General features: G+C 74.9%; 14 protein-coding genes. 8 read left to right on the top strand and 6 right to left on the bottom strand.

Going from position 1 to position 15,927, the window contains the following annotated elements; all coding sequences use genetic code 11:
* Nucleotides 1-5: 5 nt before the first annotated feature.
* The 3 genes from ACLQ2W_RS14455 to ACLQ2W_RS14445 are packed head-to-tail and all read right to left on the bottom strand — an operon-like array spanning nt 6 to nt 2,331.
* The gene (locus ACLQ2W_RS14455; RefSeq protein ID WP_425786844.1) at nt 6-1,334 is read right to left on the bottom strand and encodes a glycosyltransferase family 2 protein; all 1,329 of its coding nucleotides are present in this window, start codon (nt 1,332-1,334) and stop codon (nt 6-8) included.
* Nucleotides 1,331-1,612, bottom strand: coding sequence for a phosphopantetheine-binding protein (locus ACLQ2W_RS14450; RefSeq protein WP_425786843.1), 282 nt, complete (start codon nt 1,610-1,612; stop codon nt 1,331-1,333). Before ACLQ2W_RS14450 ends, ACLQ2W_RS14455 begins: the two co-directional genes overlap by 4 nt.
* The gene (locus ACLQ2W_RS14445) at nt 1,606-2,331 is read right to left on the bottom strand and encodes a 4'-phosphopantetheinyl transferase family protein (protein ID WP_425786842.1); all 726 of its coding nucleotides are present in this window, start codon (nt 2,329-2,331) and stop codon (nt 1,606-1,608) included. Before ACLQ2W_RS14445 ends, ACLQ2W_RS14450 begins: the two co-directional genes overlap by 7 nt.
* A gap of 65 nt (nt 2,332-2,396) precedes the next feature.
* Here ACLQ2W_RS14445 and ACLQ2W_RS14440 point away from each other — a divergent pair, with 65 nt between their 5' ends.
* Complete coding sequence (locus tag ACLQ2W_RS14440; protein WP_425786841.1) at nt 2,397-3,809, top strand: condensation domain-containing protein; 1,413 nt, start codon at nt 2,397-2,399, stop codon at nt 3,807-3,809.
* A 15-nt stretch (nt 3,810-3,824) separates the two neighbouring features.
* Here the strand turns inward: ACLQ2W_RS14440 and ACLQ2W_RS14435 are convergent, their stop codons facing one another.
* Complete coding sequence (locus ACLQ2W_RS14435) at nt 3,825-5,027, bottom strand: cytochrome P450 (protein ID WP_425786840.1); 1,203 nt, start codon at nt 5,025-5,027, stop codon at nt 3,825-3,827.
* A 22-nt stretch (nt 5,028-5,049) separates the two neighbouring features.
* Complete coding sequence (locus tag ACLQ2W_RS14430) at nt 5,050-6,231, bottom strand: nucleotide disphospho-sugar-binding domain-containing protein (RefSeq protein ID WP_425786839.1); 1,182 nt, start codon at nt 6,229-6,231, stop codon at nt 5,050-5,052.
* A 144-nt stretch (nt 6,232-6,375) separates the two neighbouring features.
* Here ACLQ2W_RS14430 and ACLQ2W_RS14425 point away from each other — a divergent pair, with 144 nt between their 5' ends.
* Nucleotides 6,376-7,569 (top strand): cytochrome P450, encoded by a 1,194-nt coding sequence (locus ACLQ2W_RS14425; RefSeq protein WP_425786838.1) that lies wholly within the window; start codon nt 6,376-6,378, stop codon nt 7,567-7,569.
* 9 nt (nt 7,570-7,578) lie between these two features.
* Here the strand turns inward: ACLQ2W_RS14425 and ACLQ2W_RS14420 are convergent, their stop codons facing one another.
* Nucleotides 7,579-8,442, bottom strand: a complete 864-nt coding sequence (locus ACLQ2W_RS14420) for a TauD/TfdA dioxygenase family protein (RefSeq protein WP_425786837.1) — start codon at nt 8,440-8,442, stop codon at nt 7,579-7,581.
* A 159-nt stretch (nt 8,443-8,601) separates the two neighbouring features.
* Between ACLQ2W_RS14420 and ACLQ2W_RS14415 the strand changes: the two genes are divergently transcribed.
* The 6 genes from ACLQ2W_RS14415 (at nt 8,602) to ACLQ2W_RS14390 (ending at nt 15,868) form a co-directional block, all read left to right on the top strand.
* On the top strand, nt 8,602-9,624 hold the full coding sequence (locus ACLQ2W_RS14415; RefSeq protein ID WP_425786836.1) for a methyltransferase: 1,023 nt from the start codon (nt 8,602-8,604) through the stop codon (nt 9,622-9,624).
* Nucleotides 9,625-9,833: 209 nt separating this feature from the next.
* Nucleotides 9,834-10,853, top strand: coding sequence for a polyprenyl synthetase family protein (locus tag ACLQ2W_RS14410; RefSeq protein ID WP_425786835.1), 1,020 nt, complete (start codon nt 9,834-9,836; stop codon nt 10,851-10,853).
* Complete coding sequence (locus ACLQ2W_RS14405; protein WP_425786834.1) at nt 10,850-11,878, top strand: UbiA family prenyltransferase; 1,029 nt, start codon at nt 10,850-10,852, stop codon at nt 11,876-11,878. Before ACLQ2W_RS14410 ends, ACLQ2W_RS14405 begins: the two co-directional genes overlap by 4 nt.
* Nucleotides 11,875-13,575: a prenyltransferase/squalene oxidase repeat-containing protein gene (locus tag ACLQ2W_RS14400; RefSeq protein ID WP_425786833.1), complete on the top strand. Its 1,701-nt coding sequence runs from the start codon at nt 11,875-11,877 to the stop codon at nt 13,573-13,575. Before ACLQ2W_RS14405 ends, ACLQ2W_RS14400 begins: the two co-directional genes overlap by 4 nt.
* A complete protein-coding gene (locus tag ACLQ2W_RS14395) occupies nt 13,572-14,849 on the top strand; it encodes an FAD-dependent oxidoreductase (protein WP_425786832.1) in 1,278 nt (425 codons plus the stop codon). Before ACLQ2W_RS14400 ends, ACLQ2W_RS14395 begins: the two co-directional genes overlap by 4 nt.
* The gene (locus ACLQ2W_RS14390) at nt 14,846-15,868 is read left to right on the top strand and encodes a histidinol-phosphate transaminase (RefSeq protein WP_425786831.1); all 1,023 of its coding nucleotides are present in this window, start codon (nt 14,846-14,848) and stop codon (nt 15,866-15,868) included. The genes ACLQ2W_RS14395 and ACLQ2W_RS14390 overlap by 4 nt, the downstream gene beginning before the upstream one ends.
* Nucleotides 15,869-15,927 lie beyond the last annotated feature (59 nt).

The raw sequence follows: 15,927 nt of genomic DNA, 5'->3' as shown, positions 1-15,927 counted from the left end.
ACGTGTCAGCGGAGGGTGATCTGGGTGGCGGCGTCGTGCGTCGTCACCGTCAGGGCGAAGTTCGGGTTCAGCATGTCGACCAGGTAGTCGAGGTCCGCGACGAGCGGCACCGGGAGCAGCGCCCGCTGGTCCACGTCGACGTGGCTGGCGACCAGCTCGATCCGGTCGGCCTTGAGCAGTCCCCGGGTCAGGAACGCCGGCAGGTCCTCGGGGAGCAGGCAGCGCCACAGGTCGACGTTGACGATCACGTCCAGCGCGCCGGTCTTGAACTGCTGGAGCACGGTGCCCAGCAGGTGCGAGTTCGTGTCGCCGGGCGGCGCCGCGTGGTCGAACGTGTGCGACCCGGCACCGATGTCCACGGTGGACACCCCGTGGCCGATCAGCAGCGCCCGGCTGGTGGCCAGCTCCTCCCGGAGCGTGGCGGGCAGCGCGGCCGGCCGGCCCAGCCCGGCCCGGCGGTACGCGTCGATCGCGTCCCGGTAGAGGCGGATGCGGCCCAGGTGCCGGCCGAACGTGTTGATCGCGTACAGCACCTCGACGTCGTAGCGCAGGTGCTTGCGCAACATGTACTTCATGTTGTCCATCGAGGCGAGCCCGTTGGTGGTCCGCCGGAAGTGGGGCAGGTGGTACGAGCACGCGTCCACGTCGAGGTGGAACAGCTCGGGCGGCGCGCCGTGCAGGTGGAAGACCCGGTAGAAGAAGTCGAGGTCCTCGAAGCCCCACTTCACCATGGCCTCGTCGAAGCCGCCGACCCGCCGGAACGACGGGCGGTCGACCGACGCGTTGTGGGTCAGCCCGAGCACCCAGGGCGCGCTCGGGAAGTCGCGCATCCGCTGCGGGTGGGCGATGTCCTCCAGACGTGGGTCGCCGCGCTCGGCGTCCAGCATCGCCGGGACGATCGGCTCGCCGCGACGCAGCGCGTCCGCGCCGGCCCAGTCCAGGTCGTAGCGCTGGCCGAGCAGGACCCCGGGCCGGCCGGCGCGGTCGGCGTGGAAATCCCGGTGCCGCTCCAGCAACCCGGGATGCGCCACCGTGTCGGCGTCCAGGAACATCAACGTGTCGGCCCGGGCCCGCGCCGCCGCCGCGTTGCGGTTGGCGCTGCGCCCCCGGTTGGTGTCGCTGCGCACGTACTCGACGGCCAGCCGGTCGCGGTACCGGTCCACGACCGGGCCCAGCGCAACGGTGGAGCCGTCGTCGCCGACGATCACCTCGAAGTCGTCGCGCGGCAGGGTCTGCCGGGTGAGCGAGTGCAGCGTCGCGTCGAGCGCGGCGCCGTTGTTGTGCGCGGGCACCACCACGCTCAGGGCCGGCCGCCGCCCGTTCGCCGTGCTCAACGGGGCGTGGAGTTGGCGGTGATGTAGTCCGCCAGGTCGCCGAGGGTGGTCATCCGGTCCTCGTCCAGATCCTCCACGTCGATCTGGATCTCCAGCTCGTCCTCCAGCTCCAGCAGCAGCTCCAGGGCGAGCGACGAGCTGAGGCCGAGGTCGTCCATCAGTTGGGTTCGCTCGGTGACCGGGGCGGTCGGCCTGAGCATGCGGCCCAGCAACGCGGTGAGGCTGTCGACCACCTGGTCGCGTTGCGGCGACGTGGTCGACGTGTCGTGTTCTAGCACCGGGGTGCCGGCGGGTCGATCATGCGCTCCAGCATGGACTCATCAGAGCAAAGGACATCGGCGAGTGTCAACGGGTGAAACTCGACCGCGTACGGCGCGTCGCCGGGCGACGCGACCGCCCCCCGGTACCCGGCCGGCGTGACCAGGTCGGCGACCCGGTACGCGCCGGCCGGCTCGACGCACGCGACCACGTCGTCGGGGTGGACCGCCACCGCCAGGTTGGGCCAGAGCCGGCCCCCGGCGGCCTTGACCACCGCCTCCTTGCGGACCCACAGTCGGGTGAACCGCCGGGCCCGCTCCCCGGCGTCGGCCCCGGCGGCGACGTGCCGGGCCTCCGCCGGGTGGAAGAACCGCGCGGCCAGTCCGACCGGGTCCCGGTCCGGCGACAGGTGCTCGATGTCCACCCCGACCGGGCGGTCCCGGCTGATCGCCACCGCGACCAGCGAGCCGGAGTACGACAGGCTGGTGTGCGGCCCGGTCGACGTCGGCTTGCCGTGCCGGCCCCGGCGCCAGGCGAGCGCGGACGGCGGGACGCCCACCGCGTGCCCGGCCAGGACGCGCAGCGCGCCGTGCGCGACCGTGAACCGGTCCCGGAGCCAGGGTGTGCCGAGCGCGGCGGCGCGGGCCCGCTCGTCGCGGTCGAGCACCGCCCGGCACCGGGCCAGCTCGTCCGGCGAGCCGTCGGCGGCGATGACGCAGACGCGTACGCGGTCCGGCATGGACGGCAGCGTAACGGTCCGTCCGGGCGTTGACACGTGCCGATGCGCGTTGCTCTGATAGCCCGGTGATCGCGCAGACGGCCGAGGTGCGGATCCCCGTCCCGTTCGCCGGCCCCGGGGCCGGGACCGCGCCGCTGACCTGGGGTCAGAAGGCGATCCTTGAGGACATGCGGGAGACCGGGTGGACGCACAACGTCAGTGGCGCCCATCCGGTGCCGGCCGGCGTCACGGTCGAGCAGATGGCGGCGGAGCTGGCTGACCTGCTGGCCCGGTACCCGGCGTTGCGGATGCGGCTCGGCACCGACGACCGGGGCGGCCCGTGTCAGGTCGTGTCCGCCGCCGGGGAGACGATGCTCGACGTGGTGGACGTGCCGGACGACGCCGACCCGGCCGACGTGGCGACGTTCGCCTACCAGCTCGGGCACGCCCGCCTGCTGGCCCCCTACGACCTGTACCGCGACTGGTCGGTGCGGATGGCGGTGGTCCGGCACCGGGGCGCGCCGGTGCACCGGGTGCTGACCTTCGACCACCTGGTGGTGGACGGGACCGCCACCTCGCTGCTCCTGGCGGACCTCGGGCTGGTCGGGCCGGCCGGCCGCCGTGGCCACGATCCGCGCACCGTGCAGATCCTCGACCTCGGGCGGCGGGAGGAGACGCCGCCGCTGCGGCGGGTCAGCGACCGGGCCGTCCGCCACTGGGCGTCGCACCTGCGGTCCATCCCGCCGCTGACGTTCGGCCCGCCCCGGCCCGGCGGCGGTCGGCGGGGCCACCGGTACTGGCACGGCCGGTTCAGCTCGCCCGCGGCGTACCTCGCGGTGCGTGCCGTCGCCCGGCGGACCCGGACGGACACCTCGCGCGTCCTGCTCGCGGTCATCGCCGTCGCGATCGGCCGGGCCACCGGCGTCAGTCCGCTCACCGCGAAGCTGATCGTGGGCAACCGGTTCCGGCCGGGCTTCGCCGAGGCGATCGCCCCGCTCAGCCAGAACGGCGTGCTGACCGTCGACACCGCCGACACCACCGTGGACGAGGTGGTGTCCCGGGCCCGGCGGGCCTCGATGACCGCCGGCATGTACGCCTACTACGACCCGGCGCAGCTCGCCGAGACCGAGGCCCGGCTGGACGCGGAGCGCGGCTACCCGGCGCGCGTGAGTTGCCGGATCAACGACCGGCGGGTGACCACCCGGGCGGCGGCCGACGACCACGCCCGGGACGAGCCGGTGACCGCGGACACGTTCCGGCGCAGGGCCGCCGAGACGTTCCTGGTCTGGGACGGCCCGCTGGACCACCTTCCCGAGCAGGCGTTCATCACGGTCGAGGACCATCCGGGGACCGTGCACCTCCAGGTGATCTTCGATTTCGCGAGTTTCACCGAGGCGCAGGCGGAGCGCCTGCTGCGCGGCGTGGAGGAGGTCGCCGTGGAGGCGGCGCTCGACGCGGCGGCGCCGACCCGGGTCACGCCCGGGTCGGCCGGCGGCTGACCGGTCGCCTGGCGGTCACCTGTCGTCCCACGTCACCGGCAACGACTCCAGGCTGCGGACCACCAGTCCAGGCCGGAACCGCAGCTCCGACTCGTCCACCGCGAGCCGCAGGCCGGGCAGCCGGCGCAGCAGCGCGCCGAGCGCCTCCTGGAGTTCCATCCGGGCCAGCGCCGCGCCGAGGCAGTGGTGCGGGCCCGCGCCGAACGCCAGGTGCGGGTTGTGCGCGCGGGCCAGGTCCAGCGTGTCCGCGTCGGGGAAGACCGTGGCGTCCCGGTTGGCCGACGCGATCGCCGGCATCACCGCCGAGCCGGCCGGCAGGCGTACGCCGCCCAACTCCACCTCCTCGGTGGTCACCCGGGGCAGCAGCACGCCGTTGTCACCGAGCTGGATGAAGCGGGACAGCTCCTCGACGGCGCGGGCGACCGCGGCCGGGTCGTCGCCGCGCAGCCCGGCCAGTTGCTCCGGGTGGCGGGCCAGCACCAGCAGGAACAGGTTGAGCTGGTTGGTGGTGGTCTCGTGCCCGCCGACGAAGATGCCGGCGGTGACCGACACCAGCTCCCGTTCGGTGAGGTCCTCGTCCGCGTCCCAGGCGGCGATGAGCGCGCTCATCAGGTCGTCGCCGGGCCGGCGCCGACGCTCGGTGATCATCTCCTGGAACGCGTCCAGCGCCGCCTGCGGGGCCGCCGGGTCGGCGTCCCAGTCGCCGACCAGCGCGTCGGACCACTCCCGGACCCGCTCCTGGTCGCGTTCCGGGATGCCGAACAGCTTGCTGATCACGTAGATCGGCAGCGGCGCGGAGAGGTGGGTGATCAGGTCGGCCGGGCGGCCCGCCGCCTCCATCCGGTCGATCATGCCGGCCACCAGCGCCGCCACCGTCGGGCGCAGCTCCTCCACCCGGCGCATGGTGAACGCGTGCGACACCGCCCGGCGCATCGTGGTGTGCCGGGGCGGGTCCATGCCGATGAGCGAGTCCTCGGCGAGCGAGCCGAGTTCGCGGGTCGGCCGGTTCGGCCCGGCCGCGGCGGCCCGGCTGAACCGGTGGTCGGTGAACACCCGGCGGACGTCGGCGTGCCGGGTGGCGAGGTACGCCGACGCCCCGTCGGGCAGCTCGACGCGGGCCACCGGGCAGGTCTCCCGCAACCGGGTGTAGTCCGGTGACGGGTGGTAGATCGTGGGCGCCGGAGCGAGCGGGTACGGAACGGGCTGCGGCTGCGTCATCTGCGACTCCTCTGGCGGCTGGTCAGGTCCGGGTGCGCCGGGCGAGGGCGGTCAGGACCGGCACCACCTCGGCGGGGCTGGGCAGCGCGCGGATCCGGTCCCGCATCGACGCGGCGGCCGTCCGCGCCGGGCCGTCGCCGATCAGCTCGCCGACGGCGTCCCGCAGCGTCGCGCCCCCGGCGTGCTCGGGCGCCAACCAGGTGCCGGCACCGGTCGCGGCCAGCCGTTCGCCGTTGAAGTGCTGGTCGCTGACCTGCGGCAGGATGAGCTGCGGCACGCCGTACGTGAGCGCGGTCATGGTGGTGCCGGCCCCGCCCTGCTGGACCAGCGCGGCGCAGGTCGGCAGCACCAGCCGGATCGCCAGCGGCGCGTCGGCCAGCCGGACGTTCGCCGGCAGCGGGCCCAGGCCGCGCTGCTGCCGGGGTTCGACCACCACGACGACCTCGGCGTCCAGTTCGGCCACGGACCGGACCACCCGGGTCAGGTCCAGCCGGTCGTGCAGCCCGACGCCGGCCATCATGGTGCCGGCCGTGACGCAGACCCGGGGCCGGGCCGCCGGCCGGTGCAGCCAGGGCGGCAGCACGGCCGTGCCGTTGTACGGCACGAAGCGCACCGGCCGCCCCGGGCGGGCGGTCGGCGCCTGGAGCGGCGGCGGCGCCGGGTCGAGCGTCAGGTCGCCGTGCGGCGACACGTCGGCGGCGGCGAGCCCGAACCGGGCGGCGAGCGGCCCGAGCACCGACTCCGGGTCCAGCCGGAGCGTCACCGAGGAGTCCGGACCCCACAGGTTCAGCACGCCTGGCACGCCCAGCGCGGCGGCGGCCACCGGCGCGGCCAGGTTGAACGGCTCCCAGACCAGGACGTCGGGTTGCCAGGCCCGGCCGAACGCGACCAGGTCGTCGAGCAGGGCGTCGGCGAACCGGACCACGCCGCCGTCGGCGGTGATCGCCGGTTCCAGCCGGTCCGCCGGCTGGGCCCCGGGCCGGTCCAGGTCGCCCACCGCGCCGATCCGTCCCGCGAACGCCTCGGCGAAATCGACGTCCTCGCCCAGTGGCACCGCCGCGAGCCCGGCCGAGGTGATCGCCGTGACCAGCGAGGGATGGCTGGCCACCCGCACCTCGTGCCCGGCCGCCTGGAGCGCCCAACCGAGCGGGACCAGGCTGTAGAAATGCGACCGCCAGCCCCACGTCGACATCAGAATTCGCAAAGGCGCAGTCAAATCCGACCAATCCGCACGTGAAACGGCAGCTCCGGACCACAGATGCTAGGCGATGGACGTCCGTACGCGGAAGGTCGCCGCCGCCGTCAATAGATATTGACGCCGGACTAACGTGTGTTGGAGTCTTACCCGATGTCCGACGTGGACCTCGACGTGGCCGTCAATTCCGGCCCGCGCGCCTATCCGTTCGAGCCGTTCACCGGCGATCTGCCCGCCGAGCTGCTCGACATGGTGGTCAGCGACCCGATCAGCCGGGTGCGGCTGCCCGACGGCCGGGCCGCCTGGCTGGTGCTCAGCTACGAGCACTGCTGCACGGTGCTGGCCGACCCCCGGTTCTCCCGGCTGCCGCTGGGCGCGACCGAGGCGTCGGGCGCCACCGGCCCGCGGGAGCTGAACATGGACGGTCCGGCGCACGCGGTGGTGCGCCGGGTCGCCAGCCGCGCGTTCACCGCGCGCCGGATGGACACCTTCCGGCCCCGGGTACGACGGCTGGTGGACGGTCTGGTCGACGCCATGCTCGCCGGTCCCCGCCCGGCCGACCTGGTGGCCGGGCTGGTGGCGCCGCTGCCGGTGCACGTGGTGTGCGACGTGCTCGGCGTGCCGGTCGCCGACCGCCCCCGCTTCTACGACTGGATCTCCGGCCTCAACTCGATCACCGCGTACGGCTCCGCCGGCGCCGCCGACGCGCAGGCGGAGCTGCGGGCCTACCTGGCCGGGCAGCTCGCCGGTAAACGGGCGGCGCCCGGCGACGACCTGCTCTCGGCGTGGGTGCGCGGCCAGGACGCGCACGAGCTGGTCGACGCCGAGCTGGTCGAGCTGGCGATGGGGGTGCTGCTCGGCGGCCTGGAGATCAACTCCACGAGTGCCGGCCTGCGCGCGTTGTTCCAGCACCCGGAGCAGTTGGCGAAGCTGCGCGCGGCCCCGGAGAAGCTGTCCGCCGCGACCGACGAGATCCTCCGCTACACGTCGGTGAGCAGCATGTTCCGGGTCCAGGTGGTGCGCGAGGACCTGGTCCTCGGCGGCGTCGCGATGCGGGCCGGGGAGTGCGTGATGGCGCTGCCCTGGGCCGGCAACCGCGATCCCCGGCACTTTCGGAACCCGAACGTCTTCGACATCGACCGGACGCCCACCGTGCCGCACCTGACCTTCGGCTTCGGGCCGCACTTCTGCCTCGGCACGGCGCTGGGCCGGATGCAGGTGGAACTCTCCCTCGGGGTGCTGCTCGACCGGATGCCGGAGCTGGCGCCGGCGGTGCCGGTCGAGGACATCCCGTGGCGGCACGACCGGATGAACGGCGGCATCGCGTCGTTCCCGGTCACCTGGTGAGCGACGCGGTCAGTAGCTCTCCACCGCGTTGACCCGGTCCGGCCAGTAACGCTCGCCCGGCGCCGGGGCGTAGTGCTCCCACCGGGGCGGGTCGCCGGCCGGGTGGTCGCCGAGCACGGTGATGCGCTGCCCACGCCGGAGACCGTCGTAGTCGTTGATCGCGTAGTGCTGGGTGACCCGGTTGTCCCACACCGCGACGTCGCCGACCTGCCAGCGGTACCGGCAGGTGAACTGCGGGCTCTCGGAGAACCGGAACAGGTGCTCCAGCAGCGCGTCGCTCTCGGTGCGGGTCAGTTGCGGGATGTGCGAGGTGAAGAGCCGGTTGACGTAGAGCGAGCGACGCCCGGTCTCCGGGTGGACGCGCACCACCGGGTGCTCCGCGCGGCTGGTGAACTCGGTGCCGATCCGGATGACGTGGATGGCGGTGAGCCCGTCGAGCAGGTCGCGCAGCGGTGCGGAGAGCGCCTCGTAGACCCGGCACTGGTTGGTCCACATGGTGTCGCCGCCGACCTCCGGCAGCTCGGTCAGGTGCAGGATCGACGCGATCGGCGGGCTCTGGTGGAACGTCATGTCGGTGTGCCAGACGTCGACCTTGCCGCCGTCGGTGGAGTCGATGACCACGATCTCCGGGTGCCCCTCCAGCCGGGGCAGGTAGGGGTGCAGCTCGACCTCGCCGAAGCGGCGGCCGAACGCGACGTGCGCCTCGGGGGTCAGCCCGGTCTGGCCGGCCAGGAACACCACCTGGTGCTTCAGCAGGAGGTCGTGGACCAGCGCGAAACCGGCGTCGGTGAGCGTGTTGAGGTCGATGCCGCGGATCTGCGCGCCCAGGGCTCCGGCGACGAGCCGCACGTCGACGGCGGTGGAAGTGGTCATCGATGGTCCTCCGGTCTGCGCGCGACGGCCCCGTCGCCGCATTCTTCCACGATCGTGAATGTCCTCACCAGCGTCGTCGTTGACGCGCCGGAGGCCGGCTTGGGATCATTCGGGGCCGCGGGCCATGATCCGGGCCCGTCGGTGGGGGAGGGGAGACTCGTGGCGATCGATGCGAACGTGGACCGGGACGCCGCCGCGCGGCTCGACCGGCTCACCGATCTGGCGACTCCGTTCGCGGTACGCACGGCGGTGACCCTCCGCGTGCCGGACCGGATCGCGGCCGGCGTCACGAGCCTGGACGCGTTGGCCGCGGCGTGCGACGCGGACCCGGGCGCGCTCGGCCGGCTGCTGCGCTACCTGACCCACCGGGGCGTGTTCGTCGAGGTGTCGCCGGACGTCTTCGCCCTCACCGACGTGGGTGAGCTGCTCTGCGACCGCGACGGCGGCGGGCACGGCGCCGACCTGGACCTCGGCGGTCTCGGCGCGCGGATGGACCTGGCCTTCGCCGGGTTGCCGCACGCGATCCGCACCGGCCGGCCCGGCTACGGGTCGGTGCACGGCCGGGACTTCTGGGCCGACCTCGACGCCCACCCGGACCACCGCGCCTACTTCGACGCGCTGATGCTCAGCCAGCAGCGGCTCACCGCGCCCGAGGTGGCGACGCGTTACCCCTGGGCCGAGGTGACGCACGTGGTCGACGTCGCCGGGGGCTCCGGCGGGCTGCTGCGGGAACTGCTCAGCGCCCACCCGCACCTGCGCGGCACGCTCGTCGACCGGGGCGAGCCGGTGGCGACCGCCGTCGCGACGTTCGCCGAGCACGGCCTCACCGACCGGGCCACGGGCGTGGTCGGGGACTTCTTCGCCCCGCTGCCGGCCGGCGCGGACGTCTACGTGGTGTCCCGCGCGCTGACCGACTGGAGCGACGACCACGCGACGGCGATCCTGCGCCGCTGCGCGGAGGCGGCCGGCGACACCGGTCGGGTGCTGGTCATCGAGGTGCTCCCGACCGTGCCGCACGTGCCGCACCTGTCCCCGTACGACCTGCGGATGCTGGTGCTGGTGGGCGGTCGCGAGCGGAGCGCCGCCGAGCACGCCGCGCTGGCCGCCGACGCGGGGCTGGCGCCCCGGCGCACCTGGTACGGCCCGGACGGGCTCACCCTGATGGAGTTCTCCGCCGCCTGACCGATCGGGCCGCCAGGCGTCCCCCACCCACCGGTGCGCCGGACCGTTGACGATTTGACTGCGCATCGTCCAATTTGCCAAAGAATATCGTCATCGTATTCGCGTCCACCCATGAATCGGCACATTTATCAATGGTTGTTCGCGGGAGTTCCGGCCGGTAACGTCTCGCGTGGCGACTAGCCGAGCCTTCGTGAAAGGGTCGACGCGTCATGACGGTTGCTGGCTTCACGAGATATCCGCCCTTCATCGACGACCTCGCCCGAAGCGAATCGGGACGACTGCTGCACGCCGAACTCCTCCGGCGGTGGCCGGAGACGGCCGAGCAGCCCGCCGCGATCGCCCGGTACGCGCTGCTGCCCGCCGGGAAGCTGCTCCGCCCGATGATGACGCTGCACGCCGCGGAAGCGGTGGGCGGGTCGCCCCGGGACGTGCTCGCCGCCGCGCTCGGCCTGGAGTATCTGCACGTCGCGACGCTCGTGCACGACGACATCATCGACGCCGACACGATGCGCCGCGGCCGGCCGGCGGTTGCGGTCGCGTTCGGCATCCCGAACGCCATCGTGACCGGCGACCACCTCATCTTCCAGGCGTTCCAGGCCATCGTGGACGGCGGCGGCGCGGTCCCGCCCGGCCACGTCGTCGCCGCGGTCACCGCGTTGGCCGAGGCGGGACAGGACCTGTGCCGGGGCCAGGCCGTCGAGGCCCAGCTCGTCGGCGACCTGGACGCGGGCGCCCGGTGGTACCCGGAGATGATCCGCCTCAAGACCGGTTCCCTGTTCCGCGCCGCGTGCCACATCGGCGCCCTGCTCGGCGGCGCGGAACCGGGCGTGGCGTCCGCGCTGGCCCGCTACGGCGAGCACCTCGGCACGGCGTTCCAGATCCGCGACGACCTGCTGTCCTACGTCGCCACCCCGGAGCAGACCGGGAAGCCGGCGACCAGTGACCTCAACAACGGCCGACCGACGCTGCCGCTGCTGCTGGCGTACGACGCGGCCACCGACACGGATCGCGTCGAGCTGATGGCGGTGCTGCACCGGCGCGGCGCCGGCCCCGGCGACGTCGAGTGGGTCACCGCCCTGCTCCGCGACGTCGACGCGGTGGCGGGCGCGCGCCTGCGGATGGCGGAGCACGCCGAGCGGGCCCGGGCCGAACTGGCCGTGCTCGCCCCCTCCGCGAGCGCGGACGTGCTGGCCGGCATCGCGCGTTGGATGACGAGCGAGATGGCGTGAGGGCCGCCAGGGCGCTGCGTGCGCACGTGGAGACCTGGCGGCCCTACACGCTCTGGTACGTCGGGCTGGTGGGTCTCGGCGGGGCGGCGGTGGTCGACGGGGCCCACCATCCGTGGCGGCTCCTGTCGGCCTGGGCGGCGCCCACCGCCGGCTGGCTCGGCGGCCACTACCTCGGTGACTGGTTCGACCGGGAGCTGGACGCCGGCAGCAAGCCGCACCGGCCGATCCCGTCCAGCCGGCTGGGCGCGCGTACCGCGTTGGGGTGTGGCTTCGCCTGTTTCGCCGTCCTTGCGGTCCTCGCCGTGGCCGGCGGCTGGGGCACCATGACGGCGGCGCTGCTGGCCGGCTGCGGCATCGTCGCCTACAGCCGCTGGTTCAAGGCCCGCGGGTTCGCCGGCAACCTGGTGCGCGGCGGGCTCGGCGCGGTCGCGCTGCTCTACGGCGCGCTCGCCGTCGGGCTGCCGGCGGACCCGTCCCCGGTCCTGCCCGTCCTGCTGGCGCTGACCGTCGCGTTCTGGGCGCACGACGCCATGTCCAACCTCGTCGGGGCGCTGCGGGACATCGACGGCGACCGCGCGGGCGGCTACCGGACGCTGCCGGTCGGGCGCGGTGTCCCGTTCGCGGTCCGGACCGTGTTGGCGCTCTACGCCGGCACGCTCGGCGCGGCCCTCACCGCCGGCCTGCTGGCCGACCGGAGCGGGCGGGCCGGCTACCTGGCGACCCTGCTCGTCGTCGGCGTCGTGGGCCTCGCCGCGCTGAGGCCGTTGCGGGCGCACCACACCGACATGCCCGTCAGGGTGGCGCTGCGCGCCCACTCCGTGCTGGTCGTCGAGCGGGTCGTGCTGGCCTCGGCCGTGGTCGGGCTCGGCCTCGGCGTCGCGGTGCAGCTCGTGCTCGCGCTGCCGATGGTGGCGCTGACCTGGTGGGCGCAGCGCGGCATGCGCGCCCGGCACGAACTGGGGCCGTCCCCCGCCGACCTGGCCCTGGCCACCCCCCGTCGAATGTCCCTGGAGGACGCGCCATGACCGCTGTCACCGCCGACGCCGTGGGGCGGGCGATCACCGCCGGCGCCGAGGCGCTGCTGCGCCGCCGACGCCCCGACGGCGTCTTCGGCGACGACCCGCCGGCCTCGGTGCTGGGCACCGCCGGCGCGGTGGCCGCGCTGCACGCCGCCGACCCGGTGGGCAGCGCCGACCTGGTCGACGCCGGCGCCGGCTGGCTGCGCCGGCAGCAGCACGACGACGGCGGCTGGGGCGGCGTGGTGGGCGCGGAGAGCGAGGTCGTCCCGACCGCGGTCGCGGTCGCGGCGCTGGCGCTGAGCGCCCCGGCGGCCAGCGCCGAGGCGATCGCCGCCGGCCGGGCCCGGCTGGCCGGGATGGGCGGCGTCGACGCGGTCACCGACCGGGCCATCTCGCTGCTCTGCCGCCAACTGCTCACGATGGCCGGGATGACCGCCGAGGCCGGTCCGCTGCGTCGGCTGCCGCTGGAGATCGTGCTGTTCGACCGGGTCCGCCGCCGGCGGCTGTCGTTCCGCACCGCGCCCTTCGTCGGGCTCGCCCTGATGCAGGCCGACCTGCTGCCCGCCGGCCGCCTGCGCCGGGCCACGCTGCGCCGGGCCCGCCCGGTGGCGGTCCGCCTGCTGTGCGCCATCTTCGACCACGAGGGCCGTACCGGCGCGTTGAGCGAGGACCCGTGGCCCGCCGCGCTGGTGCTGCTCGGGCTGGCCCGCAGCGGCGAGGCGCCGGACATCGCCGCGGCCGTGGTCGGCTGGCTGCGGCGGGCGGTCCGCCCCGACGGCGCCTGGGACGCCGTGACGAACCTGGACCTGACCCGCTCCGGGTACGCGGTGACCGGCCTGATCGCCGCCGGGTACGCCGCCGACCCGCGGCTGCGGGCCACCCGCGAGTTCTTCCACGCCACCCAGAAGCCCACCGCGTTCGAGGTGCTGGACGTGCCGCCGGGCGGGTGGAGCTACTCCAACGTGGGCGGCTGGCCGGTGACGCTGGAGTCCGCCGAGATCCTGTCGGCGCTCGCCGGCTATCCCGACGCCGCCACCGACCCGGTGCTGCGTACCGGCCTGGCCTGGCTGGTCGACCGCCAGGACAGCCGCGGCTCGTGGAGCCTGTGGGTCCGCGACACCCAGCTCGCCAACGACGGTCCCTGCCCGGCCATCACCAGCCAGGCGATCCTCGCCCTGCACGAGGCCGGCCATCCCGACGACCACCCGGCGATCGCCCGGGCGGCGGCCTGGCTGCTGACCCGCGCGGCGCCCGACGGCACGTTCGAGAACCTCTGGTACCGCGACCACACCTCCGGCACGGCCGTGGTGGTGGGCGCGCTGTCCCGGGTCGGCCACGCCCGGCACGAGGTGGTGCGACGGGCGGCCCGGTGGCTGCGCGGGACGCAGTTGCCGGACGGCTCGTGGGGCCCGGGCGACGGCACGGCCGGCACGGTCGAGGAGACGTCGTGGGCCGTCCAGGGCCTGCTCGCCACCGGCGATCCCGACGTCGAGGCCGCCGTGGAGCGGGGCGTCGCCTGGCTGGTGGCGGCGGCCGGCCCGGACGGCGGGTGGCCGGCGGCCCGGGTGTGCAACTACATCCGCCACCACATGCGCTACCCCAACGCGGTGATCACCCAGGCGGTCGCGTTGCGCGCGCTCGGCGAGTACCGCCGGGCCACCGCCGGACGGCCGGACGTCGCGCCCGGCGCGGTGGCCCGATGAGCCCGGACGTCGTGGTGGTGGGCGCCGGCGCCGGCGGCCTGGCGAGCGCCCGCGCGCTGGGCGCGCTCGGGCTGCGGGTGCTCGTGCTCGACCGCCAGCGCACCCCCGCGTCGATCGCCAAGGGCGAGATCCTCCAGCCCGAGACCGTCCGCATCCTCGACTCGTGGGGGGTCCTCGACGCCCTGCGCGCCACCGGCGCCCGCCCGGTCGGGCGGCTGGCCATCCGGGACCCGGACGGCGGGCCGCTGCTCTGCCTCGACTACGCCGGCCTGCCGGGCGGGTACCGCGAGATCCTCTGCGCCGACTACGGCGACCTGCGCGGCGTACTCGCCGACGGGCTGCCCGCCACCGTGGAGGTCCGGTGGGGCCGGCGGGTGACCGGCCCGCTGCGTGCCGACGACGGGCGGGTCACCGGCGTCCGGGTCGCCGGCGACGGGGGCGAGCAGGACGTTCCGGCGGCGCTGGTGGTCGCCGCGGACGGCATGTCCTCCCCGCTGCGACGGGCGGCCGGCGTGACTGTCGAACGCCGCGAGTACCCGCACGGCCTGGTCGCGTTCGACGTGGCCGACGCCGAGGTGGCCGACGAGGTGACGGCGTACCGGACCGGGCGCGGCCTGTGCCTGGTCTACCCGCTGCCCGGCGGGCGGTGCCGGCTCTACGTCCAGGTCACGGGGGACGAGTTCCGGGGCCGGGCCGACCTGGGCGGGTGGTGCGACCGGCTGCTCGCCGACGTGCCGGCGATCCGACCGATCGGCGCCGCGATCCGGGCCAGCCTGCACCGCCGCCAACTCCTCGCGGTCTACCGGCTGCGCACCGACCGCCTGGCCGTGCCCGGCCTGGCGCTGGTCGGCGAGGCGGCGCACGCGGTGCACCCGATGGCCGCGCAGGGCGTGAACAGCTCCCTGGGCGACGCGGAGACGCTCGCGGCCAGCCTGGCGGCCGAGGGCGGCACGCCGGCGCCGGCGTCCGTCGACCGGGCGCTGCGGGCCTTCGAGGCCGCGCGCCGGCCCCGCCTCGACCACGTCGCGACCGTCAGCCACAACGCCTCCCGCATGATCACCAGCGTCTCCGGGCTGCCGAAACTGCTCGGCGTACGGATGATGCGCCGCACCGCCGCCAACCCGAGGCTGCTCGGGCTCACCGCCGGCAACCTCTCCGGCACGGACGTCCGGCCGCTCTCCCTCGTCGACCGGCTCTACCAGCTCGGGCTGCTCACCGACCGGCACGCCCGCGTCCCGTCCCCGCCGGCCCCGTCCAGAAGCGAGCGATCATGACCCCTGCCACCGCCGTCGACACGCCGCCGGTCGACCTGTCGATGAACGAGACGCCGTACCCGCCGCTGCCGGGCATCCGGCGGATCGTCGCCGACGGCGCCGCGACCCTCCAGCGGTACCCGGACCGCACCTCGTCGGCGCTGGTGGCCGCGCTGGCCGCCCGGCTGGGGGTGGGGCCGGAGTCGATACTGGTCGGCCCCGGCTCGGCCGGGCTGTGCCAGCACCTGGTGCAGTCGCTGGGCCCCCGGCCGGAGGTCGTCCACGCGGCGCTGTCGTTCGAGGGCTACCCGCTGATCGTCCGCAACGCCGGCGCGACCGCGGTGCCGGTGCCGCTGGACGGCTACGACCACGACCTGCCCGCGATGGCGGACGCGGTGACCGACCGGACCCGCTGCGTGCTGCTCTGCCACCCCAACAACCCGACCGGGACGGCGCTGCGCCGCGCCGAGGTGCGCGCGTTCCTCGACCGGATCCCGGCCGACGTCCCGGTCATCGTCGACGAGGCGTACCGGGAGTTCGTCACCGACCCGGACGCGCCGGACGGGATGGAGCTGTTCCGGGCGTACGACAACGTCTGCGTGCTGCGCACCTTCTCCAAGGCGTACGGGTTGGCCGCGCTGCGCGTCGGCTACGCCGTGGTGCCGCCCCGGCTGCTCCCGGCGGCGGCGCTGACCGGGGCGGTGTTCTTCCCGAACGCGCTCGCCCAGGCGGCGGCCGTGGCGAGCCTGGCGCCGGAGGTCACGCCGGAGCTGACCCGGCGGTGCGCGGACCTGGTGGCGGCGCGCGTCGGCCTGATCGACGCGTTGCGGGGCCTGGGCCTCACCGTGGCGCCCAGCGAGGCCAACTTCGTGTGGCTGCCGCTGGGGGAGCGGGCGGTGCCGTTCGCCGACCGGGCCCGGGCGGCCGGCATCCTGGTGATGGCGCTGCCCGGCGCCGGTGTCCGGATCACGGTCGGCTCGGACGAGGCCAACGACCGGCTCTGCGCGTTCGTCCGGGCGGCGCTCGCCGAGGGGTTCTGAGCACCAGTGACCGCCGAGGACCGGCGGCGGCCGAGGCGCTCCTGCCGTTGTTCCGCCTG

The organism is Micromonospora sp. DT227, from assembly GCF_049841835.1.
GTDB lineage: Bacteria > Actinomycetota > Actinomycetes > Mycobacteriales > Micromonosporaceae > Micromonospora.
Note: the sequence above shows the minus strand (reverse complement) of the source record. Positions and strands in the feature narration are given on the sequence as shown.